Below are 24,583 nucleotides of genomic sequence, written 5' to 3' on the forward strand. Positions count from 1 at the left end.
CCCATTTTTGAACTACATCTTTCCTGCGCGTCGCAGCGCCTGGGCGATTTCATCCCGAAGACCATCAAGGGTTTCGCGAATGTCGCAGGCGAACTGGTATGATTGGCTTCCCGAAGCAGAGTTCATGGTGAGATACTCGTCGCTGAGAAGCTGATAGTCCCGGCAGATCTCATCGAATACCGTGTCCGCCCGTCGTAGGTCCGCAATCGCGGCTTGATGCTCAGGAAACAGGGTATCAAGACTGTAGCCTTCCAAATTCGATAGCTCGTTCGATGGATCAACAGATTCCCCGACTGTTCATCGAATTCACTTCTCACAAAAGGTTTACCGGGGCATAATACGGTATAATCATCGACGTAACTTGCGGAAAATATGGAATTATCCAAAAGCAGATCACCCCTTTTGAATGAGGGCGGCGATCCCGCCGCCAAGGATGTGCGGGCTGCCCTTCAGCGGCTTGTCAAGTCTTCGACTTTCGCGGGTTCACAGCGATTGCAGGACTTTCTTGTCTATGTGGTTGAGGAAACGCTCAACGGCAGGGCCGATGACATCCGCGCCAAAACCATCGCCATGGATGTCTACGGCGGAACTTTGTCCGAGATGGAACGTCGTGAAAACGTGGTGCGGGTGGACGCTGGTCGTCTACGTCGCAAGCTGGATGAATACTATGCCAAAGATGGGCGCGACGAAGGCACTGTTTTCGATCTGCCAAAGGGAGGTTATGCGCCGGAGATATCATTCAAGTCGCCCGAGCAGCCTGAACCAAAAACCAAGCCGCGCGGCTGGCCTCGCCCGGTCATTGGGATTGCAGGAGTTTTCGTTCTCCTCTGCGGCGCTGCGGCCATCACATTGATATCGATAAAGCGTGAAACTCCGGCCAACTTGTCGGTTGATGGCCTAAGCCTAGATGAGCGCAACGCAATATTTGATGCATCCCCTATGCGACTTCAGGCTGTGAACCTGGCCCACTCGGGCCGCGATTTGATCTTTCCAGCCCTGGAGCCCTCGCGCCTGGACGCAGCTTTGACCATATTCAAGGGTGCAATCGAAAACGACGACAGCTATTTCGGAGGTCATGCAGGGGCCGCGCAGGTTGCCGCAACGATAGCGCTGGTGACACCGAACGCCGATCAGACCGAGAGTTTGCTGCGCTACGCTGACGGAGAAGCCGACAGAGCGATTGAGCTGGCGCCAGAAACGGGTTGGAGCCAATCCGCAAAAGCCTGGGTTGAATTTGCGAAAGGAAATTGGCCAGAAGCTATCGAGCTTGCGAACAGGGCACAGCGTTTGGCACCAAACGACGTCCATGTGTTGGAGTTCGTGTCGCTAATCCTGCTCTATTCGTGTTCGTTTGAACAAGTTGTGGCGATCAGCGAAAAGGCGCTATCAAAAATAGATCTGGATCGAGGTTATGTGTTTCAGAACGCGATGGGCGCTGCGAAATTCCATCTGAAGGATTTCGAAGGCGCTATATCCGCATTTGAGAAGGTGACCGAAAAAGGCGGTCCCGTCGGCCCTGTGTCCGTTGCTTATCTGATGGCAGCTCATCAGATGCTGGGCAACGAAAGTGAAGCTCAGGCCTTGTCGGACAAACTCTCGCGCGAGTGGCCTGACAGCCGGGTGGATGTGCTATTTCAAAGATTGTTCGTTGAACCGGAATATGGGGAAGACCTCGGAGAAGCTATGGAACAAGCCGGTTGGCAACCAAAGGGTTAGCACTGACCGCCACTCTCAATCGCTGTTTGCCGCAGCGAAGCCGTCAACTGCCAGCTCTCGTACTTCAACAGTCAAAAACCGCTCGAAACCGGATGTTGGAGCCCGCCCAGGGGCTTCAAACGGATTGGAGAATGAAACGGTCATGAACAGGATCAGCCCGGAATAGGCTGCAAACATGGAGACCAGTGTCAAATTCAATGCCGTCGCGGGCCATGTAAAAAAGGCTGCTGATATCAGAACAATACCCACAAGAGCTGCCATACTGAACAACGCCCTTGATGCACCGCGCGCTGCATTCTCGCGCCGTTCCCGCAGTTCAGATATCTCTCGAACATCTTCAAGCATGAATTGGTGCAAACGGGTTTGTTCGGATGTTTCAGGGGTCATTTGCAGCAAAAGGACATATCCTTCCTCCCAATGCTGCCAAGCCAGTTCCGAAAGCTCTTTTTTGGTGGCGAGTTGTGGCCATTCTTCTTCCGTGACAACCAAGGCATATCGGGCAAAGCTCTGCCGCAACGCATGTGTTTCGGCATGACCGTACCGTTCGGCATCATGGTAGATGTCGCTGACCAGTGAAGCTTCTCGCGCCGCCGCTTGCGTAACATTGCGGACCCCCGCCAGGTCCTGCGCAAATACAAGCGCCAGAACCAATCCATGCAAGGCACCAATCCGGAACAGGACAGAAACTGCAAGCTCACGTGTTTCCTTCTCCACAATCCTGTTGCGAAAGGCCAAACGCGCCAAGAGATAGCTGACCAGCGCTAAAACTATGATTGAACCAACGAAGGCAAAGGCTGAAAAATACTCGAATGGACCCATTTTGAGCAGCCTTTATATCAATGCGGCATATAAGCAGGGCTTGGAAATGGTTGCGTGGCGCGCTCGTAAATCTCATTCCTTCGAATGCTGCGGCACGCACGCTCGACAGCTTTGGGGGTCACTCTACAACGCATCACTTTCGCACCTTAAAATTTCCGACAAAGATGGTGGCGATGGTTGTGATCGTTGCCACGAAAATCCCGATGCCAGCAATGGTGAAGACCATCGTGAAAACCTTGCCGCCCGGTGTGGTTGGGTAAACGTCCCCGTAGCCAACCGTGGACATCGTGATGACCGAGAAATACGCAGCGTCCAGTACGCTCCAACCCTCAACAAGGACGTAAAACGTGCTGCTCACAAAAACCAGCGAGGCGGACATGGCCAGGAGATGGAGGGATCGGCCGTCGAAGATTGCCGCCGCCAATGCCCGGAACAGGTTGAAATAGTTAAACAGGAAGTTACCCATTGCGCCAACGACCTAGGTCGATGTGCGAAGGGAACTCGGTCGCTTGCCCGTCTTTCTCCTGCCTGCTTTTCAACCATTTCCGGATGTCGGCAAAATCGAAATAGATACCGAGAATGCTGGGAAACACAAAGATCACCAGCAGCGTCGAGGCCAGCAGACCAAAGGCGACCGCAGCTACAAGCGGGACGAGAACCTGGGCCTGTGGGCTGGTCTCGAACAGCATGGGCAAGAGGCCTGCAAAGGTAGTGGCAAAGGACAGGATGACCGGTCGAAACCGATGCCGCACGGCTTCGACCGCAGCGGTCAGATAGTCATCGCCTTCGATCTCGGCCTCGAAGAAGGTCAAAAACAGAATGGCGTTGTTCACGACAATCCCAGCCAGAGACGCAAAGCCGATGAAGCTGGGCATGGAGATGTCAAGGCCCATTGCAAAATGGCCCAGGATCGTGCCGATCAGGGCGAATGGGATGCTCAGCATCACCATGAAAGGCAGCGTGTAGCTGTGGAACTGGAAGGCAAGGATCAGGTAAACGCCTACAAGTCCCATGAGCAGGGCACTGGAAATCGAAGACTGTGTTTTTTGCTGCTCCTCCGTCGCGCCGCCGATCCCGATGTTCACGCTGGGATACTGCGCCTGCAGCTTTGGCCCGATATCGTCGGTGATCAACGCCGAGAGGGCTGTCGAGGTGGTGGCCGATCGGTCAATCTTCCCGATGATGCGGGATACCGCCTGACCATTTTTACGGGTGATCTGCGCATAAGCCCCTGTCAGCTCAATCTCGGCAACAGATGCGAGGGCGACCTGCTGTCCTTCGGCGACAGTGATGGGGAATTGCTCCAAGTCCGAAAGTGTTGGCACGGTGTCCCCCAACTCGACGCGCACGCTAATCTCTGAGTTTTGCTGGCGGAAGCTGTCGGTTTCTGTTCCGGAGAAGGCCGCGCGGAGTTGTCCTGCTACCGCTTGTGGGTTCAGGCCGCTGACATATCCGAACTCGGTCAACGAGAGCCGGATTTCCGTGCGTCCTTTTGCGAAATCCTGATACGCCTCGGTTACATCGTCTCGCAGGACCAGCGTTTCCAGAAGGGCATTGCTGGCCGCTTCCAAGGCCTCCAGATCTCGTGAGGTGAGCTCCACATCCAGATCATCCCCACCCGGGCCTGCTGCGATCTGGGTAAAGTTGATCTGCACGATATCCGGCATCGGGCCGGTTGCCTGTTTCCAATGGGCCAGGACTTCATTGGCGCTGATGTTGCGGAGATCACTTTCCAGCAGATCTGCGGTGACTGTCGCAGTGTAGGGCCCGTTATCCTTGACGTCCTGATTGACCGAATACTGCACAAGCACACGCTCAACCAATGGCTGCCCATCTTCTGTGTTAGGCGTGAGCTCTCTGTCGACTTTTTCGAGACCCGCCATAATCTGGTCAACGGTGTCGCGGGTCCGCTCGATGGGCAGGCCGGAGGACAAAGCAAACCGGACCTCAACGGTATCCCCCTCGGTCTCTGGAAACCCGACCACCTTAACCAAACCGGATGCCAGAAAGCCGATGCTCAGGATCAGGATCGCGAAAACGGAACCCAACGTGGCATAACGCCATCGCAGCAAAGCAGCCGCGGTCGGAATGATGACGCGGTCCCTGATATGATCGAGCCATCTTGGCACGGCCCTCTGGGCGTTTTTCTCAGGATCAGTTTGCGTATGGCTCATATGATTGGGCAAGATGAGGAAGGCCTCAACCAGGCTGGTTATCATGGTCAGCAGCAGCACAATCGGGATGACCTGAAGGACCTTGCCGGTCTCTCCGGACAGAAACATCAGAGGCCCAAAGACACAGGCGGTGGTCAGGAACGATGAAATGACGCCGGGCATCACTTCCGTCGCGCCTTTGACGGCGGCCTCCTTTGGTCCGAGTTTGCGCCGCCACTTTGCGATATTGTCGGCAATGACAATGCTGTCATCCATGATGAGGCCAATCGCCATCAGCAATCCGATCAATGAGATGGTGTTGATCGTGACCCCGACCAAGCTCATCAGGAAAATGCCACCCAGGAAAGAAAAGGGCAGCGAGAAGGAAATCCAGATCGCCTCGGACATGGAAAAGAACAGGCACATGACCAGCACGACCAACAAGAGGCTTTGAACGGCGTTGCTGAGAACGAGGTTGATCCGGGTTTCCACGGTTTCGGTCAGATTTTTCACAACAGAGATGCGAAACGGGTCCGGGAATCGTGCTTCTTCTATGGCGATCCGTTCTACGACCTGCGCAAAGGCTTTGATGGCATCGTCGGTCTTGGTCTTGCTGACCTGAATAATCGCCGTGCGATCGCCGTCGATGTAGGATTGCAGGTCAGGCGTGACCTCTGTCAGGTGCACCTGGGCCACGTCCAGCAAGCGCACCACGCCCCCCTCCGGGTTTTCCAGCAGGATGAGGTTTTCCAGGTCATCAATTGAGCGGCGCGCATCGAAATAGCGCAATGTCACATCGCGCCCGGTGGTGGAGACGGTGCCAAGTGGCGCGCGCAGGCTCCGGGCCTCAACCGCATCCGCAACGTCCTTGGGGCTGATTCCGAAGCGGCGCAGGGCAAGCTGGTCGAAGGAAATCAGATATTCCGCGTCCGAGATACCGGTGACTTCGGCGGTTGCGATCATGGGCAGGGCCGCAAGATCATCCGCAAAGGCATCCGCGTATTGGATCAACGCGCTTTGCGTGTCGATTCCCGAGACGGCGATGGACGCAATGACCTCTGTTTGTCCAAGGATCGAAACAGAGGGAAGTTCCGCCTCATCGGGCAGGTCATTGATGCTGGAGACTTCAGAAGAAATGTCATTGTAGAACTGACCGATGTCGCCGCTTTCTGCCATCGTCAGCGTCGCGGTTGCCAGATTTTCCACGGACAGGCATTCAAAGTCTTCCAGATCGTTCACCGCACCCAGGGCATCATCGAGAACAAGGCAAACCTGTTCATCCACATCGCTGGCCGAGGCACCGGGATATTCGACGGAGACAGCGACTTCGCTCGCCGTGAACTCGGGAAAGCTTTCGCGCTCCATTTGCAGCAGGGATGAGATGCCCACAAAGCAAACCGCCAGCAAAACCAGGTTTGCGGCAATCGGGTGATGCGCAAAATACCGGATCATGAGCCCTGACCTGTCCCGGTGTCCAATGGCTCAAGGAGCATCCCAACAACGGCGGGCCGTGGGTCGGAAAGAACGACCTGATCACCGGGCATTAGCCCGGAAAGAATGACCACAAAGCCATCCTGTACGGAGCCAGTCTCGACAGGGCGTCGCTCAAGCCGCGATTGGTCATCAATGGTGTAGACAAAGCTTCCATCGCTGTTGTTGTGAATGGCCGATCGGGGCAGGCGCAGCGCGGTGACGGGTTCCGGCGCTGATAAGCGCACCTCTACAAACATGCCATTGGTCAATGGCGGGCCGCGCCGTTCGGGATCAGGGCCGCCGGGGTTCTCAATCCGAACCACCAGCCCAACAGTTCCGGTGGTTGGATCTGCGCTGCCGTCAAAACGGACAAGCTCAGCAGGCCAGACATAGTTTTCGCTACCGGTCGACATCACCACCTCTGCCTGTAAGTCAAACCTTTTGAGCAAAGCGAAGGCATCGGCCAGATCAAGGTCGGGATTCGCCTCCAAAGGGCGGATGCCATCCAGAACGGTAAACAGGTTGCCCAGTACCCGGGTCTGGAACTCTGCTGTGACCTCCGAGGCTTCGGTGCTTTCGAGTGTGGCAAGGGTGTCACCGACGCGGATAAACTGCCCCGGTGACACCGATTTGGCGACCACCCGTCCTACGAGGGGAGTGTTGACGGAGGTGTTCGCCAATGCGCGCTGTGCTTCTTCAATCTCCACAATACGCGTATTGATTGTTGCTTCGAGGGAGGCGCGTTGTGCTGGCAACAGCCGTAAAGCGTTTTCGAGATTCAGGACCAGCTTTTCCTGCGACAGCAAATCCCGGATGGCTGTGTCTACAACGGCCTGCGATGCGCTTCCCCGTTCCAACAAGGTTTCCTGCCGTTCCAGTTCGGCCTGCCGTACGTCTTTGATCCGACTTTCGAGCGCGATCGAGGCTTTGGTGTTGGCATCCGTCGCCTCCAGCTCATCCAATGCCGCCTGCGCGGTGTCTCGCGCCGCGCTCGCACGGGACAGATCAATCTCGTAGTCGCGCGGGTCAATGCGAGTGATCTCCGTGCCCACCGGCAAAACGCTGCCCACCGTCAGATTGTCGTCAACAAAAACCGCCCGCCCCTGTACCTGCGAGATGGCCTGCCAGGTGTCTTCGGCGACAACCCGGCCATACCCGGACGCAGAAGGCACGGCTTCGGTGGGTGTCAGTGTCATGGCGCGCACGACGGTCACAGTTTCCGTCGGAGGTGTCTGGGCCGTTTCGTCTGGACGGGTCATCCACATGAAGCCACCCACGCCAAGCGCGATTGGAGGCAGGAAAAGCAAGGGACGAAGATTCATGGCAGACCATTCCTCATGTCAGACGTGTCGGTGCAGGGTGATTGACTGCGGCCTCAAGCAACCCCGGCGGATTGGGCGCGTTCAGCTTTCGAGATCCGCGGCTTAAAGGCCCCCATGAGCATTTCCGTGATCAGCGGGATCACGTTGGACATCCCGACCAGTTTTTCTCTGTTTTCCAGCGTGATGAAGGCCTCGCTGAGCGCGCCTTCCGGGATTGACGCCTGCGCCAGGTCCAGAAGCTGGGGCATCATCGGCACCAGGAAAACAAAAGCGTTGATGGTCAGAAAAGCCGTCATCGCCAGCTTGATCCGCATCCACCAGGCGCGTTCGTTGAACCCAAAGAAGAGGATCAGGTCGATCAGGATCTTCAGACCCAGACCCGGCAGGATCAGGATATAGGCACTCTGCAGCTTGTAATCATAGATGAGCGCAGCCGTTTCGGGCGTCGGGTGTGCGTTGATCGCGCCGATGACAATGTGAGACAGGATACCGCCCACATACATGATGGTCCCGATCTCGGCGATGAAGGAGAGAAGCTTTTTCATGATAGGTCTGCCTGCAACTATGCGTTAACGGAACTCAAACGCCTCGGTGTGGATTTTGTGGCGTGGCACGCCTTCCGCTTTGAGGTCCTTCATGATCCCGTCGACCATGGGTTTGGGGCCGCACATGAAGTATTCATAGCTGTCCAGTGGATCGGGCAGTTTCTGCTTCATCATATCGACGCGGGCAAAATTGCCTTCATCCGAGAAGAGCGGCACCAGAGTGACGTTGCTCAATCGCCCGGCGTGGACCTTGAGCTCATCGAGGAAAATGGCCTCCTGTGCTTCGCGCGCTGCATAAACGAGATGAATCTGACGTTTGTCATCGGGCTCCATCGCCCGAATCTTTGACAGGAACGGCGTCAGGCCGATGCCACCCGCCAACCAGATCTGCTTGTCTCCCGCATTGGACGCATCAAATCGGCCATATGGTCCGCGCACCTTTACATCCACACCAGGTTGCAACTCTTCGCGGACCTTCCTGGTCCAGTCCCCCAGTACCTTCATGGTAAAGCGCAAGCGGTCTTCGCCGGGCGCGCTGGAAATTGTAAAGGGATGAGGTTCACTCCAACCTTTGGCGTCGATTTCGACAAAGGCGAACTGGCCCGGTTTGAAATCCAGAGACTGGCCCGCAGGCTTCAACACAACCTCAGTTGCCCGTTCCAGCGGGTTCACCGCCTCGATGTTGAAGGGAACAGCCGTGCGCCGGTTCATGCCAAACACCGAGTAAAGCATTGAGAGAATGCCCACGATCCCGGCCGCCAGAAGCATAAGGCCAGAGGGGCTGAATTGGGCGACAAAGACGGGCGGCGCCGTGAAGAAGTGACCAAAAACGAGAATGTAGACCAGCCCCATGATCTTGTGCGTGGGCCGCCAGAATGAATAGCGGATCTTACGGTTCAGCGCGATGAAGAGCCCGATCACCAGAAAAATCAGGCTCAACATGCCCAGTGGGGCCGATGGAACCAGAACGTTTACAGCCGGATCAGCGCCGTCGGGCAAAGCCTTTGGGACACCGAAGAAATGCACAAGCGCAAACAAGGCGGCCAAAACCCCCACAATGCGATGCACCTGATACATCCGGTCCAACCCGCCAAACCAATCCTCGAACATGGGCGCGCGCGTGGACAGGACGATCGAGCAAGTCATCAACAGAAAGGCGATACCGCCCAGCAACGTCGTCCCTGTTGTCCTTGAACTGTGGTCCTCGGGCGCAAAGCCCAGATGCAGGACCGCAAACAGCGCAATCAGGCCAATGATCGCAAAAATACCGTGCCGTTTGAGCATTTCATCAACTCCCCCTAACAGTTCAACTCATCAAAGATCGGGATCAAGGGCTGCGCGCAGGGCCACCATCACAGGAAACCCGTCAAGGAACTCCCGCTCTGTCAGGATGGCGTCACCGTTCAGGTCTGCGCGCTGGAAATCAAAATTCATCGACTGGCGATGCTCTGTCTTGCTGATCTCGCCATTTCCGTCCCGGTCGCGGAAGGCAAAGACGATCCTCAGAGCCGTCTCATAAGCATCAACCCGATTGCGATCTTCCGCAACCGAAGCCATTCCGTAGTCCCAAGCCAAATACTCTTCGAGAGAAATCTTGCCGCTGTCATCACTGTCCATCGAGACAAACACATCCGTCCCGAAATTGGTGAACTCGCCCATGTCGATGAACCCGCGATCTGCGCTGTCGACGGAGGCAAAGGCAAGTTCCGCAAGCCTGCGGCCCTCATTTTCATCTGCGGTGGCAGTCATTGGACTGGCGAAGAATATGCAAAGTGACAGGGCGGCCAGTTTTCTGGTCATGGCGAAAGCCTTTCGAAAAGTTCGACTCAAAGGTATGCTTGACTTGTAATCGCAATACTTGCAGATACAAGAATTGTAAATGCAAAACATATGCAACACTTGTACGCTGCAAGCTTCGGGGTTATTGCCATGATCAGGGGTGCATTCCTGATGACGCAGATCAAAAGAACAAAGCACATTCGGGAGGGGAGCTTCGGCTTTCTGATCCAGACGCTTGCCCGCGACATCGATACAAAAATGAAGCTTGCCCTGCAGGAGGTCGATGTTGACGTCAAAATCTTCGCCAACTTGATGCTGTTGGCGGATGAAGACGGTATCAATCAACGATCATTGGGAGAAAAACTGAATTTCCCGGAGTATTTTACCAGTCGAAATGTCGACGCGCTTGTCGAAGCCGGATTTGCAGAGCGTCGCCCAGATCCCAACAGCCGACGTTCGTTTCTGATCTATCTGACGGAAGCCGGGCGCAAGAAGGCGTCGGAGTTGCCTCGGATCGTGAAACAGGTGAATGACGATGTTCTCGCAGACCTGTCGGCAGATGAGCGCAAGCAGGTGATAAAGCTGCTTCAAAAGACCGCAGGGATTGTTCCAAGGGATGAGGGTTGAGCTTCTATGCTCTTTGGCAGCACTCAGGTCATTCAGCGCTGACTCGAGCCACTAGTCGCATTTAACACCGACGTTATGTGCCCCAGTGACGCGAGTTGGACGCGGCCCGAAGGCCTCCGTGCTTTGTTGTACATCTTGCCGGCACTTGTTTTTAGGCAGCGTCTTATCGCGGTGTTCGATTTCGCCGATCTTCATCAAGAAAGTAATCACTTTTCTTCGACGCTAAGAGGCTTTGTGCGGAGTTTACAAAGCCGCACGCAGGCCTTTCACTCACGGTCGGTCAGTGTTTCAATCATATCGGCAACTGCATGAAGCGCCTGCATCTGCTCAGGCGTATTGGCGCGTTTTTGAATCTCGACTGCCAAGTACTGGTACTTTTGAGCGCAATACACATGAGCACCACAGGCTTGCGCCAGTGTTTCTATGGCCAAGGCTTTCTCGTCCCATCCTTCGAATTGAGGCCATCGTTTCTCAGGCATGTGATTTTCCTAACTCTCGACCCACTAGGTTTCCAGCATCGCAGCTCTTTGTGATTGCTCAATCAAGCTGTCGATCTCATGGCGCAGCTTTTCCGTACGATCAGCATACCCTTTTGACCAAACAGTAAGACCAGAAAACACCGATACGCTCAGAACCAAAATGTAAATCTGCAACCCGACAGCCGAGAAGGCACTATCGCTAAGGCCAACTACGTCGAGAAGCGCATACCAAACAAACAGCCCCGGCAAAGCGCCAAGCAAGCTGAACCAGAAGGTATCGAACAAACGCGCTTGGACGGTGGTTTTGACCGTCAGTTCACGATCCTCATGAACAACTCCGGTCGTTAGATTGACAAAGGCAACCGGTTTCCCGCTGCTTTTGCGAACAACCACGGCCACGTCATGACCCGCCCGGGCGGCTTCGAACAGGTTTCCCTGATACCGATGCTCGGTTCCCGATGCGTCTCTCAACCAGAGCTCGAGAATTTTGTTGATCTTACCATAGCCGGTTTTGCGATCTACTCGGACTGAATCCAGCGTGTCACTACGGCTTGTTACGGTACCTCGAACCAGATCGAGTTGCCCACTAACTACCGTCATATCGCAAACACACCCGTAGGTGGGTGGCCAGCCAGTTGCTCTTGTCGAGGCATCAGTTCAACTACTTCATGCGCAAAAGCCAAGCAGGACGCTAGCCAGTCACCCATTTCAACATCATCGCTGAATGTTTCCCTGGCTGTCGCATGGGCAAACGTAGGGGTACAGGGCAACTCCGTCGCCAGCGTCATAAGCGGGGCAAATGCAGCGCGAAGTGCTTCTGAGCCATCTGAGCCGACAACCATACACCTCAACAAATGGTGTCGTTCAAGAAACTCCGGCGGGAGCGTTTCTCGCACCTCAATCGCATCGACTTGATATCGAGCAGGAATAATCAAAAGCGATGATTGCCCAGCGGCTTCAAATACGGATGCGGTTTGATGGGCTGGGGTGTCGACCACTGCGTAGTGCCAGTCCTCGCACCAGAGTTGCTCGATCACAGTCTCAAGATGTGCTGCCGTCGTGGCACGGATGTATTGAACGCGGCCATCGGTGTGATTGCTTCGCGCTATGCGCTCTGAAAACTTGAAGAGTGAGCTTTCCTCTGGTGGTAGTCCTCGGCCTCGTTGCTCGGACAAAATGTGTTCCTGCAACGGTACCGCGTGCCCGGCATCAACCAGAGCGACGTGATATCCTAGGGCCGCTAGCCCATGAGCTAAGGCCGCCGCGCTAGCCGACCGCCCAATGCCGCCCTTGAAGCCAAGAAATGTGATTGTGTGCAGTGTAGCATCCATTCTGCATCATCCTTCACCATCATTGTTTATTCGCAACGGGATGCCCGTCTCAGCGGGCAAAGTCCCAGTTCCCGCATGAAATTCGGGGGCGTCCTTTGTGACTATAGTAAATTGTTACTATAGTCATTAGAGTTATTTGCGCCGTTCCCTGACAGAGTTAGGATGGAACGGAAAAACCAAAACTTGGTGGCGGCTTACGCAAAGATACTTCGCGAGAAACGTAGAGCCGCAGGTCTGTCACAGGAGGAACTCGCATTCCGCACTGACCTATCCATGAGCTACATCTCGTTCTTGGAGACTTGTCGTAGACAACCGACCCTGACGGTGATGGACGCGATCTGTCGGGAGCTGGGCATGTCTTTAGCTGAGTTTATCGTTGAAGTAGAACGTCAAGTGTCAGCGGCTTAAATCAACTTTGGCGCTTCTGGCGTTATGCCAACTCAGCCGCGACTGAATTCGCTTGCCGCCACACCTTCTTCTGCCATTTCGTAAAACAATTCGATTGAGGCCCCGTACCTCGCCCCTCAGCGTCTTGTGATCTACCGCAACGCCACGCTCGGACATGATTTCTTCCAGATCACGGTCCGACACGCCGTATCGGAAAAGGAAAAACACAGCAAAGAAGATCACATCCTTGGGATATTTTGCGCCTTTGAAGGAGATTATGAGCTGGCTTTTGACTAATTGGGGCCAAAAGCCATCCAAGCGGTAAACCCAAGCGCGCCAACAGACAAAGCTTTGTAACAGAGCCCGCAAAGCATGATCAGAAAGGCACGCGAGACCCGGTCAGCGCCGCACATTCTGCGTTCGCAACACGTTGTTTTTCAACAGAATGGGCGGTAAGCAGTCATTTGCTGCGCAGGTGGATACGCATCCTGGTTTCCGTGAAGCAGACCTTCAATTTGGATTGTGAAGGCGTGCTTGCCACGAAAACGCGCCCCAACGTTGTTTCCAAATTTGGAGGTACTTTGAAGCGCGCGCTGTGATCCGTTGAAGCCCTTTTCCTCATTTCCTGTAGGAAAACAACTCGGTCGAAAGCTCGCTTACCTATAAGGATTCGTTGAATCATATAGTCGAAAGTTCAGCCAAGTTGTGTGGAGCACGGTCAGCAATGGGTCGCCTATGTCAATTTCGCCATGCATCCAGATTTTGCTGAACAAATTGATCGATTGAAGTTGGCAGCGCCTCGGTCAATTTAAGCACATTACTGGTTACACGATCTTCCGATCCGCCAGCGATTGCGCCGTCCATTGCCGCAAGCGATTTTGCATACTCTGCCGGCAATCCGTGGCTCTGATGGCGTTCTGCCAGTTCATCCACGGTTAGGCGATGGTGGATAATCTGCCGTCGAAGTTGACTACTTAGCGTCTCAGCAACGACGTCATAGGCAATGGCTTCGGGACCGGTAAGGATATAGTCAGTGTTTTTAATTGCGGGAGTGACCAACAGCGCCGTTGCGCAGGCGGCAATATCGCCCGCATCGATAAAGCCAATACGACCGTCATCTGTCGCTGTGTAGATAGCAGACTCGTCGCGAATGGGGTCTCGGTGGTGAAGTTCCGAGAAGTTCTGCATGAACCATGTTGGCCTCAACACCGCCCATTCTGGTGCATTGGAGCGAAGCCAGGCGTGCACTGCACCCATCATGGGCCCTCCTTCTTCCAGTGATGAGGCACTCAGCAGCACAAAGCGTGTGACGCCTGAATCAAGTGCGACCTCAAGGCCGGATTGCATTGCTCCCAGTGAATCCACGGTGTCTGTGGGAGCGACCAGGTAAACAGCTCTGACGCCTTCGAAAGCGTCGCTGAATGTCGACGTGTCTTTCCAGTCGAAGCGAGCCTCATCTTCACTTTGAGGGGCACGCGTCCCTACACGGGGGGCAAGGCCTTTTGCGCGCAATTGCTTAACTACGCGGCTGCCAGTCTTCCCGGTGCCGCCGGTGACAAGAATGGAGTTAGCCATCGATAAAGTCTCCCAGTTTCGCCTTCAGAACGTCGATCCCTCCAACCGCATTCAGCAGAACCAGAGGGTTCCAGTAGTCCCGGTATCGCACGATGCGTCCGTTTTTGACCTGGACGACCGAGATGTAATTTTGATCGTAGCGCCCAGCTTCGCCTTCACCCTTGCAGGAGAATTCCAACACAAAGGTCTCGCCGTCTTTGGACGCGTGCGTGATTGCGGGGGTCATGGATTCAAAGCTGATGAGAGACCCGACTTTGGGAAGATAGGCTTCCATAGCCGCGCGGCCACGTATCTCTCGCACGGACCCTTCCGGCTTAAATGGGAACTCGAACACAATGTCTTCATCACACATGTCCAGGAAGTTCTCGCCTGCGTCTGCGATGATTGCGTCTCCGAGGGCGCCACGCAGCATCGCGCCAAAGCTTGGTATGGTGTTAGTGTCAGACATGATCTCTCCTAACTTTGTGTGGATCTCTATCGAGGGGGTCAATGTTAGTGGTGTGAGTGACAGCTTGGGTCATGGGGCTTTTCCAAACTGCATGATTAAGACGCCTGCAATTGACAGCATTGCGCCTGTGATGCGGAAGAAGTCAGCGGGTCGAGAGTCGTTCCCCAATAGACCATTCTGATCCAGGATGAGTGCCATCGTCATTTGTCCGGCGACGACTGCGGCAATAAATGCGGCGGCCCCAAAGCGTGGGATCAGAACCATGGTTGCCATCACGTAAATGACACCGATCACACCTCCTACCCAAGCCCAGGGAGGAGCTGCATATAGAGAAGACAAGCTTGGCAATGTCGGGCGAAGCCATGCAAGACCGACCATCAGACACACGAATGATATTCCAAATGACAGCAGAGTTGCCCAAAGGGGGTGGCCGGATGCACGGCTAAGCTCAGCATTCATTCCGGCATGGATCGGTATCAGGGCACCGCAAAGCAGAGGCGCGAACCACAGAAGTGAGATTTTCGTATCCATCTTCGCGTCCTTTCTGCAAATGCCGCAAACGGGTTGCAGTATCGCTCGGATTGCATCAGAGTACGGCGGAACGATGCCGTCTCGTCCTATATAGGGGAGAATCGCGATGGAACGCAAGAGTTCCGACGTAAAAAATGTTGATCGCCCGCGTCGGAAGCCTGCCGGTGCCGCCGTTTTGCAAGACACGGTGACGGAAGCCATCCAGCGCGCCTTGTTCGAGGAGTGGGCGGAGACGGGCTACTCCGCGCTGCGTATGGAGCGCATCGCGGCCCGCGCAGGCGTCGGGAAGGCGGCGCTCTATCGTCGGAGTAAATCCAAGTTTGAACTGGTGACCGAAGCGGTGAAATCAACAGCGACAAGCATCACTCCAATTCCGGACACTGGTTCGTTCGAGAGTGACGTTGCCATGCTGTTGCGCCGGATGGCTGCAACTCTCCGGCACCCGCTTGTGCGTCGTATCCTGCCAGATCTGCATGCAGAACACGCTCGCTCTGAAGAGCTTGCCGAATTGCTTGAGAGTGTGACGCGTGATCGAAGGGCCCAAGCCATGATCATGCTGGGTAGGGCAGTTGAGCGGGGTGAGCTGTCAAAAGATATCGATCGACAGATGGTTCTGGATATGTTTATCGCACCGCTCTACTGGCACGTCATTGTCCAACACAGACCTGTCAGATCCGCTGACATCAGGCGATTTTTAAAACTTGTGTTTTGCGTAGCGAAGTGAGCGCGGCCGGAATCAAGTCTGAATGGCTGTTACCCCTGATGAAATGTATGCGATGATCGAAAGTGCCGGTTGGGGCAATTGGATGGCGGCGCTGACCCGTGACTACGGCAAGGCATATGCTTCTGGTTGGGGTGCATTCACGACAGCAAATGTGGAGAAAGTTACGGGTAAGCCACCGCGCAATTTCCGCGACTTTGCCAATGATGTGTTGCTGTCGAAACTCAAATAGTTACATAGAAACTGCCGCAGCACCGCGCGAATTGACCCAAACCCGATCTTGGATAGTTAAGGAGAGTAGCTGTTCGCAATCTGAAATGATCATGATTGCATGCTGCAATATCTACCCCTGAGCCCGCGCTGCGACGCTCTCGTTTCTGCGCAACGTCAGTACTTCAACTCCGGTCTTTGTTACGGCAACTGTGTGTTCGAACTGGGCTGAGAGTTTCCGGTCTTTTGTAACGACAGTCCACCCATCGTCTTTGGTCACCGTCTTACCACTGCCTTTGTTGATCATTGGTTCAATTGTGAAGACCATTCCCTCTCGAAGCCTCACGCCCGTTCCCGGTCTCCCATAATTTGTGACCTGAGGGTCCTCGTGCATCTTTCGGCCTATTCCATGCCCGCAATACTCGCGCACAACGGAACACCGGTTTTTCTTAGCATATTTTTCAATAGCAAACCCGATATCGCCGATGTAAGCGCCCGGCTTTACCGCTTTGATACCTTGCCACATGGCTTGTTGTGCAATTTGGACCAGTCGCCTGGTGGCTGGAGGTGTATTGCCAACCAAATATGTCTTGCTTGAATCGGCAATGAAGCCGTTCTTTTCGAGAGTGATATCAAAGTTCACGATGTCGCCGTCTCGGATAACGTCGTCAGTTGATGGCACCCCGTGGCAAACGACTTCATTGATTGAAGAGTTCAGAACATACTCAAATCCGTATTGCCCTTTGCTTGCGGGTCGGGCGTCCAGATCTTTGGTAATAAAGCTTTCAACCAGATCGTTGACCTGTAGGGTGGACATGCTCAGGAACTCCTGCTGATCCAGCATCTCAAATACCGAGGCCAGAAGCTTTCCAGATACCCGCATCAGGTCGATTTCTTCTGGGGTTTTAACCATTCTGCTTTGCCTTTTCTGATTGTTGTCGGTGCCATCGGATGTTTGATGGCAGGCTTGAGTTACGATTCGATTGCGTCGTGGGTTTGTGCAAGTCGGAATTGAGTTCAACGCCAGCAGAGAGAAGCCCGGATCACCTAAAGAACCCAATTCTGATGCGTTATTGCGTAGTTGAGCGCCTCGAGATCTTCACTCAGTTGACTGAATGTAATGGGTCCACCAAGGCATATCCTTACAGCTTCGGTAGTTGGGCCTGTAACTGTAAAGGCGTTGCTTGGCATGATCCCGATTTGCCGGTTGACCATATGACTCATCACATCAGCTCGACTGGAGCCGTCGGGTAGCGTCAGCCATATGTTGAAGGCCTCGTCGCTGGCTTGAAAGCTTTGGTTCGCCATTATCTTCGCCGCAAGTTTTTGACGACGCTTCGCTTCTTTGCGGACGAAGGCTTGGATAGCCGTGGCAGTTCCATCTTCAATCCAGCGACTCATGAGTGCTGTCGTTACGGGAGAAGCCATGACATTCGATGTTTGCAGTGCCCGCGTGTAATGACTTTTCGACAGACCTGACGGGACGACAGTAAGTGCCAGTCTCAAGCCGGCGCCCAAGCACTTTGAAAGGCCAGCGATGTACCATCCTAACTCGGGAACCCTCTTAGAAATCGGCGCTGGCGCATCTGAGCAAACAAAACGACAGGCGTCATCTTCAACCAAGGGCAGGCCATGCTTCGCCAATACGGATGCGATTTGATCACGACGGGATTCCGGTATTGTCAGGGTTGCAGGATTTTGCAGCGTCGGGTTCAAATAGAGAGCCGAGGGGGCGTGATCCTGAATGGAAGAGTCCAAATCGTCAGGAATAATTCCGTTGGAATCGGACTTCACTCCGATCAATTTAATGCCGAGTTGAGCCGCGATCGCACGGATACCAGGATAGGTTATGCATTCGCAGAGCACTGTTGCGCCGGGCTTCGTAAGCAATGTCAGGATCGAAAGAAGGCTGGCATGTGCCCCTGGAGTGATTACCAGCTGATCCACCAGAACATCGATGCCATTGATATTCATCCAGCGAGCAGCAGTTTCTCGATCTTGTTGACTACCGATGACAGATTGATAGCGAAGCAGTGGGACAAGGTTCGCCGCAACATGCGTAAGCCCTTGCTCCATGCGCGCCACGAGAGCTGGATCATCCGGCTCTGGGGGCATGTTCATGTTTGGATCTTCTTCAAGCGCTCGGCGCGGATCGGCTTTTTCTGCCGAAGGCTCCGGTGATCGAACAAATGAGCCGCGCCCGACAAAAGTTTCGATATATCCTCGTTTCGCAGCTTCCGAATAGCCGCGCGAAACCGTTGTAAAATCGAGGCCTATTGCCTTGGCAATGCTGCGCTGTGGTGGAAGACGGTCTTCGGGAGAGAGGGCACCTGACTCGACATCATCTCTGATCGCTTCCGCGATCTGAATGTAGAGTGGCTTTCCGTCGTCTCTGAGATTCGGCGTCCATGTTTTCAATGGATAGTTCCAGTCATTGTGGGTCATTGATGCATGTATACTTGCATATAAAGCCACCAATTTTCAAGGTCATGTCACTTTTGGAAGTTGATTGATTGCATATTGATTGCTTCTTGACAGGAGATGTGCTATCTGTGACGGGACAGAAGGAGATCGCAGATGTCCGAGCTTACGATTGCCAGTCATGATGAGAGCGAAGATCGCCCGATCAAGCCTGCGATCCTCAATGGGATGCGCTTGAAGTGTCCGCGGTGCGGTGAAGGCAAGCTGCTGCACAGCTATATCAAGGTGAACGATGAGTGTTCGAGTTGTGGCTTAGATTTGAGCCATCAGCGGGCCGATGATGGACCAGCTTATCTCACGATCCTGATTGTTGGCCACCTGATGGGGTTTGCACTGCACATAGCTTGGGTGACGTGGCGCCCGGAGCCTTGGGTCTTGGCCCTCAGCATGTCCGTGATTGCTGTGGTTGGCGCGCTGGCTCTCCTTCCAGTGATGAAGGGCCTGATCGTTGGCTACCAATGGGCCAAGCGTATGCATGGATTTTAACAAGCGGAAATAATCGAGTAGCACCACCCGCCCCCCAGAGAATGGCCGACCCGAAAGGGCCGGTCATTCTCACTTCTCGAGGGGGTCTTTTCGAGTCTTCGGTTTGGTTTTTCTTCTTGTTGGAGGCAGACTCAGGCCGCCAGGGTGACTGAATCCTTCCCGGCCGGAAGCCGCAGTGGACAAGTTTTGTCAGTTGCTGCTTTCCAGATTGCTTGAACGACATCCTCGGAGAAGGTGAATTCCTTCCCTTCTGCGTTCATGAACGCAGCCATGGTTTGATCGACGAACGGTTTGTAGTCGCCAGGCGTGTCGTTTGATGCAGACATCAAAGCCATAGCGTTTTTGCCGAAGTTTGTGGTCGGCGCCTGACCTGGCAATACGATGTGGGCTCGAATTCCGAGCGGAGCGAGTTCGAGTGCCAGACATTCGGTAAACGCGTTCACGGCAGCCTTGCTGGCTGTGTAAACCGGCGCGAGCGGCAGCGGCTTGAGGGTCACGCTGGAAGAGACGTTCACGATCACACCTGCTCCCTTGGCGCGCATTTGAGGCAGGACAGCTCGGACCATTTCCATGGTGCCAAACGTATTGGTCTCGAAGATTCGGCGCAGGTTTTCTTCAGAGGTGCCCTCGAACGGAGAGAGCCAGCCAACGCCGGCGTTGTTGACCAAGACGTCGATGGGTCCGGCGGCTTCAACGGCCTTCGCTATGCTATCGCTGTCTGAGATATCCAGCGGCAGAATTGTAAGACGATCTGAGGCCGGCAAGAGCGTTTCGTCGGGCTTGCGCATTGTCGCAATAACCGACCATCCATTTTCAAGGAAGAAGCGCGCGGTTTCCAGCCCAAAGCCCGAGGAGCATCCTGTGATCATTACGGTATTCATGGCATTGTCTCCTTTTTGTTGATGTCTATAAGGTAGACAGCTCATGTAGTATTATATATAATCAAAAGTCCTACAGTTTTTACCAAAGGTCCTAAATGGCAGATCCGTTTTCTGAAATCATCTCTCTGCTTCAGCCGAAGGCGTCGTACTCAAAGCTTGTGCATACTTCGGGGCCATTCCGAGTGTGTCGAGATGATGTGAGTGAAGCCTTCTATTGTTCGGTTCTGGAGGGGCGGGCCTGTCTGCAGGTGAACCAGAAGGAGCCGCTGATCTTGAATGCCGGGGACTTTGTTTTGATCCCGGTCGTTGAGTCTTTCACATTCACCAGCATGGATCCTCCGCCGCCGAATGATCTTCAGAGCCATCCGGTAGAAGGCGAGGACGGTATATTCAGGCTCGGCTCGCCTGATGCGGAGCCAGAAGTCCAACAACTTATTGGGCATTGCACTTTTGCCAGCCCAGATGCCGAGCTTTTGGTTTCACTTCTACCGGATTTGATCGTGGTTCGAGGAGAGGGGCGCTTGGCGGCTCTGACAGGGCTTGTTCGCGATGAAGCGCGGGCGGATCGTCCAGCTCGGGATGTGATCGTCGAAAACCTTTTGCAGGTTTTGCTGATTGAAGCCTTCCGATCGGGTGCAGACCAGGCTCCGGCGGCCGGGCTGTTGCGTGGGCTGGCAGACATCCGGATTGGTCCCAGTTTGCGGGCAATGCATTCTGCGCCGGCACATGGCTGGACTATTCAGGCGCTTGCGAAGGAAGCCGGATTGTCCCGCTCAGCGTTTTTCGCACGGTTTGAGAATGTTATGGGACTTCCTCCAATGAGCTATCTGCAAAACTGGAGGATGACACTTGCAAAGCACATGCTGCGTGCGGGTGATCTGAGCATTGCGGAGATCTCCGCCGAGGCTGGATACCAGTCCTCCAGTGCTTTTAGCACAGCGTTTTCCCGCTATGTTGGCTGCCCTCCTGCACGGTATTCGAAGGAAACTATGCTGGGGGCATCGGGATAGGTCGAAGCAGAACCGGTGCGAGCAATTTGTCGCGTATCTGCCCCTTTCACGCGTTTGGCTTGCCCCGACATTGGCGTTACATTCGACTTGGTTTCGGATTTTTGTCGCCACTGGCTTGGCGAAACTCCGGTTTCTCGTAAAAACTCGCGGTTGAAGTTGGATTTGGTGTTAAACCCACTGTCCAACATCGCCTCGGTAATGCTTGCACCTTCCTCGATCCGGCTGCAGGCATGACGAATGCGCCAGGAGTTGATATAGCGAGACACGTTCGAGCCGGTGGCGCGATTGACCGCTACCGATAGTCGTTTTTCGGGCAGATGGAGGCGTCGTGCCAGGCGTGACAAAGTTAAATTCGGATCGACATGAAGCGGTTCTCGCGTCAGAAAGACTTCCAGACTGTTGACGATTTCGATGTCTTCGCTGCTGGTTTCTCGCGGTGGAGAGGGGGCGATTTCCGCCTCCTCAACCGAAGCTCCAGTGGCAGACGGGTTACCGCTGAGCAGACCCAGAAGTAAGAGGGCAAGTGAGGATGAGATTGTTATCAACCAGCCTGCCCAGATCTCATTCCCGGTCAGAAATGCTGCCGCAATCAGCACATCACTGAAGGCTGATGCAATGAGCGCCCATCCCAGAACTTGCCAGATCACCACCGGAACCCGACCGGCCTCCAGTCGAGCCAGCGGCATGTCGGACCCACCGCGCAACTGAAGCAGGATCGCGCCGCCATAAATTGCAAAGACGAAGGGGACGATGAAGTCCACCGTTTCGGGCGCAAAGACGCGACAGAACAATGCAAAGACAGGGCCGGCGACGTGCACGATTGTCGCGCGCAGTGACAGCCGGTTGACCAGTGCATCCTGAAAGGTGACCCAGGCCAGTGGGGGCACGATCGTTGCACTCACTGGGAGGACGGGTCGTAATACATCAACGCCATAACCAACGACCAAGGTGACCAGGAGCGATTGAATGGCGCATGCGGTCAGAAACAACACCAGGAGAGGCCTGCCGTCCGACACGAGAGTGCGGATGGCAAGATAGCCAAGGACAACGGCAACGAAAGCGGGGATCGGAAGCATCGGCATAAGATTTATATTGTCCAAAATCCGGATTGTGACGACCTAAATCACGAATACAGGACGAAAACGAGCGAAGTTTTTTACATATCCATCGAGCAACGCCCAATAATGGAGATTCCTGTGAAACGCATTGCTCTTCTTTCTCTACTCGTCCTGAATACTGCTTTGCCTGCTGTCGCCGATATGTTGCCCGGATATGATCGGTTTGATCTGGAGGCTGATCATCGGGCTCGACCCGTCGCCGCTTCGATCTGGTATCCGGCGGCCAACCCGACCTACCGCGCACCTGTGGGGGATAGCCTGATATTCAATCCCAGCTATGCTTTCATCGGCCCTGCCGTTGCTGCTGGGAGACACCCTTTGGTATTGCTTTCCCACGGCTCTGGGGGCAGCGCCGACACCTTGGGTTGGTTGACCGGAGGGCTTGTTGCCCAAGGAGCTATTGTTCTTGCGGTAAACCATCCCGGCTCAACGACGGGTGATAGTTCCCCGCGCCGATCTGCGGATCTTGGGGCTCGCTCGAATGACCTGTCTTCCGCGTTGGATATGATCCTTGCGGACCCAGCATTCGCGCCATTTATAGACAAAGATAGGATTGGCGTTGTTGGTTTCTCTTTGGGCGGATCGACGGCGCTTACTTTGGTGGGTGTCCGTTTTGATGGTGAAGTTCAGGACACGTATTGTGCTGCAAAACCTGAAGCTGCTGACTGCGCTTTTTACCACCTTGGCGGCGTGAAGTTCGCTGATTATCCCGGTTATGAAAGCGACGCGCGTGACAATCGGATCACCAAAGCGGTGATCCTCGACCCCGGGTTCGGCTATTCCGCTGTTCCTGAAGCTGTGAAGCATGCACTGCCTGGGACAATGCTTATCAATCTGGGAAGGGAGCACAGGTTTGATGCGGCTGATGTCGGTCCAGAAGGCAACAATCTGGCCAATCGACTTCCGGAAGCAACCTATGTTGAGATCGCACCGGCGAACCACTTCACTTTTTTGGGCACTTGCAAAACTGGCGCCGCTCAGATGCTGGAAGACTATGGCGATGATCCGATCTGCACCGACCCGGAGGGCGCAGACCGCGCCGCCGTCCATTCGGAGCTGATTGATGCTATAGCGTCGGGTTTGGATTTGTAAATCTGACCAGGGCCAACGCCCGCTGTGCTGCGCAGGGGGCGTTAAATTTTCGTGGTGAGAGTCTGCATTATGTTGGCTATTTCTCGGGCCGATCGCTCACAGGGTTGGACCCTTTTGGACGGCGTCTGTCTTCAGCAGGATTTCAGTTTTCAGCCAGCTAAAATACTCTTCAAGTGCTGTTTCGTCGCGTTTGCAGTAGGACCACTTCATGTGCCTCTGAACTGTGATGAAACCGGCTCGTTTTAGGATGTCCAGATGCCTGCTTGCCGTCGGCTGGGCGACATTGAGGGCTTCAGCAATCAGCGTCATGCATACTCCGAACTCGATCGGATCAGCTGACCATTGATCGCCAAAGTGGCGTTTCGGCTCCGCCAGCAACTGCAGGACCTTAATTCGGGGTTCGCCCGCGAGGGCCTTGATTTGGATTGATCTGTCCATGAAATTCATCATATAGTTATTTAGCTAATTGTAAATGGGAGTCTTCTTATGCTTGAGCTTCCCAATACCTCATTGATTGAAGGCAATTTGATCCGTTGGGGCAAAACTGGAGATGGTCCACCCCTTGTTGCCATCCATGGAACGCCGTTCTCGTCTCAAGTTTGGCGCAATATCGTTCCACATCTGACGGACCGAAGAACCGTCTATTATTTCGATCTGGCTGGCTATGGGCAGTCCGAGATGCGCGAAGGCCAAGATGTCTCTCTCGCGGTTCAAAACAAGGTTCTCTCAGTCCTCTTTCAGGAATGGGGGTTGGAGCGCCCTGATGTTTTGGCCCATGATTTTGGCGGAGCAACGGTGCTGCGCGCCTACTACTTGAACGGATTGCGTTACCGCTCATTGACAATTTTTGACGCCGTCGCACTGGCCCCTTGGGGGTCGCCGTTGGTTCAGCATGTTCGCCAGCACGAAGCGGCATTCGTGGGAATGCCTGAATACATGCATTTGGCACTGCTGCACGCGTATCTAAAAACAGCTGCCCATCATCCGTTGTCAGAGGAAGCGTTGGAAATCTACAGCAAGCCTTGGACTGGACCAATTGGTCAGCCGGCATTCTATCGTCAGATTGCACAGATGGATCAGAAATTTACGGACGAAATACAAGACCTTTACGGTCCCCTTGATTGCCCCGTTACGGTGCTCTGGGGAGAAAGCGATGAATGGATCCCTTGCGAGAAAGGGACGCAACTTGCGGACCTGATCTCGACCAAGGGCTGCATTCCAGTGCCTGGAGCAGGTCATCTCCTCCAGGAAGATCACCCGGAAGCAATTGTTTCAGCGGTTCTGAAGCAGGTCCTGAACGAACACCCCATCGACTGATACTGCCGATGTTTGTGGGCGGCGCGATCTGCATTCACTGGCAGGAACAGAAAGCCCCGCAATCACCGAAGTGATCGCGGGG

At 54.4% G+C, this 24,583-nt stretch carries 28 protein-coding genes and 1 pseudogene; 9 read left to right on the forward strand and 20 right to left on the reverse strand.

Annotation, left to right across the window (positions count from 1 at the left end; genetic code table 11):
- Nucleotides 1-12 precede the first annotated feature (12 nt).
- Nucleotides 13-255 (reverse strand): hypothetical protein, encoded by a 243-nt coding sequence (locus tag AB1E34_RS12205; protein WP_372572620.1) that lies wholly within the window; start codon nucleotides 253-255, stop codon nucleotides 13-15.
- A 117-nt stretch (nucleotides 256-372) separates the two neighbouring features.
- Here AB1E34_RS12205 and AB1E34_RS12210 point away from each other — a divergent pair, with 117 nt between their 5' ends.
- On the forward strand, nucleotides 373-1,716 hold the full coding sequence (locus tag AB1E34_RS12210; protein ID WP_372572621.1) for a tetratricopeptide repeat protein: 1,344 nt from the start codon (nucleotides 373-375) through the stop codon (nucleotides 1,714-1,716).
- 15 nt (nucleotides 1,717-1,731) lie between these two features.
- On the opposite strand, the gene AB1E34_RS12215 is transcribed toward AB1E34_RS12210, so the two are convergent.
- The 7 genes from AB1E34_RS12215 to AB1E34_RS12245 all read right to left on the reverse strand — a co-directional run bounded on the left by AB1E34_RS12215 (nucleotide 1,732) and on the right by AB1E34_RS12245 (nucleotide 9,828).
- Nucleotides 1,732-2,535, reverse strand: a complete 804-nt coding sequence (locus AB1E34_RS12215) for a bestrophin-like domain (protein WP_372572622.1) — start codon at nucleotides 2,533-2,535, stop codon at nucleotides 1,732-1,734.
- Between the two features lie 133 nt (nucleotides 2,536-2,668).
- The gene (locus AB1E34_RS12220; protein WP_372572623.1) at nucleotides 2,669-3,001 is read right to left on the reverse strand and encodes an ion channel; all 333 of its coding nucleotides are present in this window, start codon (nucleotides 2,999-3,001) and stop codon (nucleotides 2,669-2,671) included.
- The gene (locus AB1E34_RS12225) at nucleotides 2,994-6,140 is read right to left on the reverse strand and encodes an efflux RND transporter permease subunit (protein WP_372572624.1); all 3,147 of its coding nucleotides are present in this window, start codon (nucleotides 6,138-6,140) and stop codon (nucleotides 2,994-2,996) included. Before AB1E34_RS12225 ends, AB1E34_RS12220 begins: the two co-directional genes overlap by 8 nt.
- Nucleotides 6,137-7,483 (reverse strand): efflux RND transporter periplasmic adaptor subunit, encoded by a 1,347-nt coding sequence (locus tag AB1E34_RS12230; RefSeq protein ID WP_372572625.1) that lies wholly within the window; start codon nucleotides 7,481-7,483, stop codon nucleotides 6,137-6,139. The genes AB1E34_RS12225 and AB1E34_RS12230 overlap by 4 nt, the downstream gene beginning before the upstream one ends.
- 53 nt (nucleotides 7,484-7,536) lie before the next feature.
- A complete protein-coding gene (locus tag AB1E34_RS12235; protein WP_372572626.1) occupies nucleotides 7,537-8,028 on the reverse strand; it encodes an enoyl-CoA hydratase in 492 nt (163 codons plus the stop codon).
- A gap of 24 nt (nucleotides 8,029-8,052) precedes the next feature.
- Complete coding sequence (locus tag AB1E34_RS12240) at nucleotides 8,053-9,312, reverse strand: ferredoxin reductase family protein (protein WP_372572627.1); 1,260 nt, start codon at nucleotides 9,310-9,312, stop codon at nucleotides 8,053-8,055.
- A 30-nt stretch (nucleotides 9,313-9,342) separates the two neighbouring features.
- Nucleotides 9,343-9,828 (reverse strand): EF-hand domain-containing protein, encoded by a 486-nt coding sequence (locus tag AB1E34_RS12245; protein ID WP_372572628.1) that lies wholly within the window; start codon nucleotides 9,826-9,828, stop codon nucleotides 9,343-9,345.
- Between the two features lie 150 nt (nucleotides 9,829-9,978).
- Here AB1E34_RS12245 and AB1E34_RS12250 point away from each other — a divergent pair, with 150 nt between their 5' ends.
- A complete protein-coding gene (locus AB1E34_RS12250; RefSeq protein ID WP_372572629.1) occupies nucleotides 9,979-10,434 on the forward strand; it encodes a MarR family winged helix-turn-helix transcriptional regulator in 456 nt (151 codons plus the stop codon).
- A 266-nt stretch (nucleotides 10,435-10,700) separates the two neighbouring features.
- Here AB1E34_RS12250 and AB1E34_RS12255 read toward each other — a convergent pair whose 3' ends face one another.
- From AB1E34_RS12255 to AB1E34_RS12265, 3 genes are read right to left on the reverse strand one after another with little or no spacing between them, the layout of a single operon-like run.
- On the reverse strand, nucleotides 10,701-10,913 hold the full coding sequence (locus tag AB1E34_RS12255; RefSeq protein WP_372572630.1) for a hypothetical protein: 213 nt from the start codon (nucleotides 10,911-10,913) through the stop codon (nucleotides 10,701-10,703).
- Nucleotides 10,914-10,937: 24 nt separating this feature from the next.
- On the reverse strand, nucleotides 10,938-11,513 hold the full coding sequence (locus AB1E34_RS12260; RefSeq protein ID WP_372572631.1) for a hypothetical protein: 576 nt from the start codon (nucleotides 11,511-11,513) through the stop codon (nucleotides 10,938-10,940).
- Nucleotides 11,510-12,244 carry a hypothetical protein gene (locus AB1E34_RS12265; RefSeq protein ID WP_372572632.1) on the reverse strand — a complete coding sequence of 245 codons (735 nt, stop codon included), beginning with the start codon at nucleotides 12,242-12,244 and terminating at the stop codon, nucleotides 11,510-11,512. Before AB1E34_RS12265 ends, AB1E34_RS12260 begins: the two co-directional genes overlap by 4 nt.
- 162 nt (nucleotides 12,245-12,406) lie before the next feature.
- Here AB1E34_RS12265 and AB1E34_RS12270 point away from each other — a divergent pair, with 162 nt between their 5' ends.
- The gene (locus tag AB1E34_RS12270; protein WP_372572633.1) at nucleotides 12,407-12,652 is read left to right on the forward strand and encodes a helix-turn-helix domain-containing protein; all 246 of its coding nucleotides are present in this window, start codon (nucleotides 12,407-12,409) and stop codon (nucleotides 12,650-12,652) included.
- Between the two features lie 117 nt (nucleotides 12,653-12,769).
- Here AB1E34_RS12270 and AB1E34_RS12275 read toward each other — a convergent pair.
- From AB1E34_RS12275 to AB1E34_RS12290, 4 genes and pseudogenes are all read right to left on the reverse strand, one after another.
- Nucleotides 12,770-12,910, reverse strand: a pseudogene (locus AB1E34_RS12275) (IS6 family transposase); the annotation flags it as partial.
- A 459-nt stretch (nucleotides 12,911-13,369) separates the two neighbouring features.
- Nucleotides 13,370-14,206, reverse strand: coding sequence for an ergot alkaloid biosynthesis protein (locus tag AB1E34_RS12280; RefSeq protein WP_372572634.1), 837 nt, complete (start codon nucleotides 14,204-14,206; stop codon nucleotides 13,370-13,372).
- Nucleotides 14,199-14,654 carry a nuclear transport factor 2 family protein gene (locus AB1E34_RS12285; RefSeq protein ID WP_372572635.1) on the reverse strand — a complete coding sequence of 152 codons (456 nt, stop codon included), beginning with the start codon at nucleotides 14,652-14,654 and terminating at the stop codon, nucleotides 14,199-14,201. Before AB1E34_RS12285 ends, AB1E34_RS12280 begins: the two co-directional genes overlap by 8 nt.
- 69 nt (nucleotides 14,655-14,723) lie before the next feature.
- Complete coding sequence (locus AB1E34_RS12290; protein WP_372572636.1) at nucleotides 14,724-15,185, reverse strand: DMT family transporter; 462 nt, start codon at nucleotides 15,183-15,185, stop codon at nucleotides 14,724-14,726.
- A gap of 106 nt (nucleotides 15,186-15,291) precedes the next feature.
- On the opposite strand from AB1E34_RS12290, the gene AB1E34_RS12295 reads away from it, so the two are divergent.
- On the forward strand, nucleotides 15,292-15,909 hold the full coding sequence (locus AB1E34_RS12295) for a TetR/AcrR family transcriptional regulator (protein WP_372572637.1): 618 nt from the start codon (nucleotides 15,292-15,294) through the stop codon (nucleotides 15,907-15,909).
- A gap of 22 nt (nucleotides 15,910-15,931) precedes the next feature.
- On the forward strand, nucleotides 15,932-16,138 hold the full coding sequence (locus AB1E34_RS12300; RefSeq protein WP_372572638.1) for a hypothetical protein: 207 nt from the start codon (nucleotides 15,932-15,934) through the stop codon (nucleotides 16,136-16,138).
- Between the two features lie 111 nt (nucleotides 16,139-16,249).
- Here the strand turns inward: AB1E34_RS12300 and map are convergent, their stop codons facing one another.
- Nucleotides 16,250-17,029 carry a type I methionyl aminopeptidase gene (gene map, locus AB1E34_RS12305; protein ID WP_372572639.1) on the reverse strand — a complete coding sequence of 260 codons (780 nt, stop codon included), beginning with the start codon at nucleotides 17,027-17,029 and terminating at the stop codon, nucleotides 16,250-16,252.
- A gap of 134 nt (nucleotides 17,030-17,163) precedes the next feature.
- Nucleotides 17,164-18,561 (reverse strand): aminotransferase-like domain-containing protein, encoded by a 1,398-nt coding sequence (locus AB1E34_RS12310; protein ID WP_372572640.1) that lies wholly within the window; start codon nucleotides 18,559-18,561, stop codon nucleotides 17,164-17,166.
- A gap of 132 nt (nucleotides 18,562-18,693) precedes the next feature.
- On the opposite strand from AB1E34_RS12310, the gene AB1E34_RS12315 reads away from it, so the two are divergent.
- Entirely contained in the window at nucleotides 18,694-19,083 is a 390-nt protein-coding gene (locus AB1E34_RS12315) for a DUF983 domain-containing protein (protein WP_372572641.1), read from the forward strand.
- A gap of 131 nt (nucleotides 19,084-19,214) precedes the next feature.
- Here the strand turns inward: AB1E34_RS12315 and AB1E34_RS12320 are convergent, their stop codons facing one another.
- Nucleotides 19,215-19,964, reverse strand: a complete 750-nt coding sequence (locus AB1E34_RS12320) for an SDR family oxidoreductase (protein ID WP_372572642.1) — start codon at nucleotides 19,962-19,964, stop codon at nucleotides 19,215-19,217.
- Between the two features lie 95 nt (nucleotides 19,965-20,059).
- On the opposite strand from AB1E34_RS12320, the gene AB1E34_RS12325 reads away from it, so the two are divergent.
- Nucleotides 20,060-20,974, forward strand: a complete 915-nt coding sequence (locus tag AB1E34_RS12325; protein ID WP_372572643.1) for an AraC family transcriptional regulator — start codon at nucleotides 20,060-20,062, stop codon at nucleotides 20,972-20,974.
- On the opposite strand, the gene AB1E34_RS12330 is transcribed toward AB1E34_RS12325, so the two are convergent.
- On the reverse strand, nucleotides 20,914-22,056 hold the full coding sequence (locus tag AB1E34_RS12330) for a helix-turn-helix domain-containing protein (protein ID WP_372572644.1): 1,143 nt from the start codon (nucleotides 22,054-22,056) through the stop codon (nucleotides 20,914-20,916). The two genes, AB1E34_RS12325 and AB1E34_RS12330, sit on opposite strands and share 61 nt — an antisense overlap.
- Nucleotides 22,057-22,170: 114 nt before the next feature.
- On the opposite strand from AB1E34_RS12330, the gene AB1E34_RS12335 reads away from it, so the two are divergent.
- Nucleotides 22,171-23,184 (forward strand): alpha/beta hydrolase family protein, encoded by a 1,014-nt coding sequence (locus tag AB1E34_RS12335; RefSeq protein WP_372572645.1) that lies wholly within the window; start codon nucleotides 22,171-22,173, stop codon nucleotides 23,182-23,184.
- A 96-nt stretch (nucleotides 23,185-23,280) separates the two neighbouring features.
- Here the strand turns inward: AB1E34_RS12335 and AB1E34_RS12340 are convergent, their stop codons facing one another.
- Nucleotides 23,281-23,622, reverse strand: coding sequence for an ArsR/SmtB family transcription factor (locus tag AB1E34_RS12340; RefSeq protein WP_372572646.1), 342 nt, complete (start codon nucleotides 23,620-23,622; stop codon nucleotides 23,281-23,283).
- Nucleotides 23,623-23,670: 48 nt separating this feature from the next.
- Between AB1E34_RS12340 and AB1E34_RS12345 the strand changes: the two genes are divergently transcribed.
- On the forward strand, nucleotides 23,671-24,501 hold the full coding sequence (locus tag AB1E34_RS12345) for an alpha/beta fold hydrolase (RefSeq protein WP_372572647.1): 831 nt from the start codon (nucleotides 23,671-23,673) through the stop codon (nucleotides 24,499-24,501).
- Nucleotides 24,502-24,583 lie beyond the last annotated feature (82 nt).

The sequence above is a fragment of the Ruegeria jejuensis genome (assembly GCF_041537905.1).
Classification (GTDB): domain Bacteria; phylum Pseudomonadota; class Alphaproteobacteria; order Rhodobacterales; family Rhodobacteraceae; genus Ruegeria_C.

Bases quoted from the DNA above. Each gene is read 5' to 3' on its own strand.
- AB1E34_RS12210 (WP_372572621.1), top strand. From the start codon at position 373: ATGGAATTATCCAAAAGCAGATCACCCCTTTTGAATGAGGGCGGCGAT.
- AB1E34_RS12215 (WP_372572622.1), bottom strand. From the start codon at position 2,535: ATGGGTCCATTCGAGTATTTTTCAGCCTTTGCCTTCGTTGGTTCAATC.
- AB1E34_RS12220 (WP_372572623.1), bottom strand. From the start codon at position 3,001: ATGGGTAACTTCCTGTTTAACTATTTCAACCTGTTCCGGGCATTGGCG.
- AB1E34_RS12225 (WP_372572624.1), bottom strand. From the start codon at position 6,140: ATGATCCGGTATTTTGCGCATCACCCGATTGCCGCAAACCTGGTTTTG.
- AB1E34_RS12230 (WP_372572625.1), bottom strand. From the start codon at position 7,483: ATGAATCTTCGTCCCTTGCTTTTCCTGCCTCCAATCGCGCTTGGCGTG.
- AB1E34_RS12235 (WP_372572626.1), bottom strand. From the start codon at position 8,028: ATGAAAAAGCTTCTCTCCTTCATCGCCGAGATCGGGACCATCATGTAT.
- AB1E34_RS12240 (WP_372572627.1), bottom strand. From the start codon at position 9,312: ATGCTCAAACGGCACGGTATTTTTGCGATCATTGGCCTGATTGCGCTG.
- AB1E34_RS12245 (WP_372572628.1), bottom strand. From the start codon at position 9,828: ATGACCAGAAAACTGGCCGCCCTGTCACTTTGCATATTCTTCGCCAGT.
- AB1E34_RS12250 (WP_372572629.1), top strand. From the start codon at position 9,979: ATGACGCAGATCAAAAGAACAAAGCACATTCGGGAGGGGAGCTTCGGC.
- AB1E34_RS12255 (WP_372572630.1), bottom strand. From the start codon at position 10,913: ATGCCTGAGAAACGATGGCCTCAATTCGAAGGATGGGACGAGAAAGCC.
- AB1E34_RS12260 (WP_372572631.1), bottom strand. From the start codon at position 11,513: ATGACGGTAGTTAGTGGGCAACTCGATCTGGTTCGAGGTACCGTAACA.
- AB1E34_RS12265 (WP_372572632.1), bottom strand. From the start codon at position 12,244: ATGGATGCTACACTGCACACAATCACATTTCTTGGCTTCAAGGGCGGC.
- AB1E34_RS12270 (WP_372572633.1), top strand. From the start codon at position 12,407: ATGGAACGGAAAAACCAAAACTTGGTGGCGGCTTACGCAAAGATACTT.
- AB1E34_RS12280 (WP_372572634.1), bottom strand. From the start codon at position 14,206: ATGGCTAACTCCATTCTTGTCACCGGCGGCACCGGGAAGACTGGCAGC.
- AB1E34_RS12285 (WP_372572635.1), bottom strand. From the start codon at position 14,654: ATGTCTGACACTAACACCATACCAAGCTTTGGCGCGATGCTGCGTGGC.
- AB1E34_RS12290 (WP_372572636.1), bottom strand. From the start codon at position 15,185: ATGGATACGAAAATCTCACTTCTGTGGTTCGCGCCTCTGCTTTGCGGT.
- AB1E34_RS12295 (WP_372572637.1), top strand. From the start codon at position 15,292: ATGGAACGCAAGAGTTCCGACGTAAAAAATGTTGATCGCCCGCGTCGG.
- AB1E34_RS12300 (WP_372572638.1), top strand. From the start codon at position 15,932: ATGGCTGTTACCCCTGATGAAATGTATGCGATGATCGAAAGTGCCGGT.
- map (WP_372572639.1), bottom strand. From the start codon at position 17,029: ATGGTTAAAACCCCAGAAGAAATCGACCTGATGCGGGTATCTGGAAAG.
- AB1E34_RS12310 (WP_372572640.1), bottom strand. From the start codon at position 18,561: ATGACCCACAATGACTGGAACTATCCATTGAAAACATGGACGCCGAAT.
- AB1E34_RS12315 (WP_372572641.1), top strand. From the start codon at position 18,694: ATGTCCGAGCTTACGATTGCCAGTCATGATGAGAGCGAAGATCGCCCG.
- AB1E34_RS12320 (WP_372572642.1), bottom strand. From the start codon at position 19,964: ATGAATACCGTAATGATCACAGGATGCTCCTCGGGCTTTGGGCTGGAA.
- AB1E34_RS12325 (WP_372572643.1), top strand. From the start codon at position 20,060: ATGGCAGATCCGTTTTCTGAAATCATCTCTCTGCTTCAGCCGAAGGCG.
- AB1E34_RS12330 (WP_372572644.1), bottom strand. From the start codon at position 22,056: ATGCCGATGCTTCCGATCCCCGCTTTCGTTGCCGTTGTCCTTGGCTAT.
- AB1E34_RS12340 (WP_372572646.1), bottom strand. From the start codon at position 23,622: ATGGACAGATCAATCCAAATCAAGGCCCTCGCGGGCGAACCCCGAATT.
- AB1E34_RS12345 (WP_372572647.1), top strand. From the start codon at position 23,671: ATGCTTGAGCTTCCCAATACCTCATTGATTGAAGGCAATTTGATCCGT.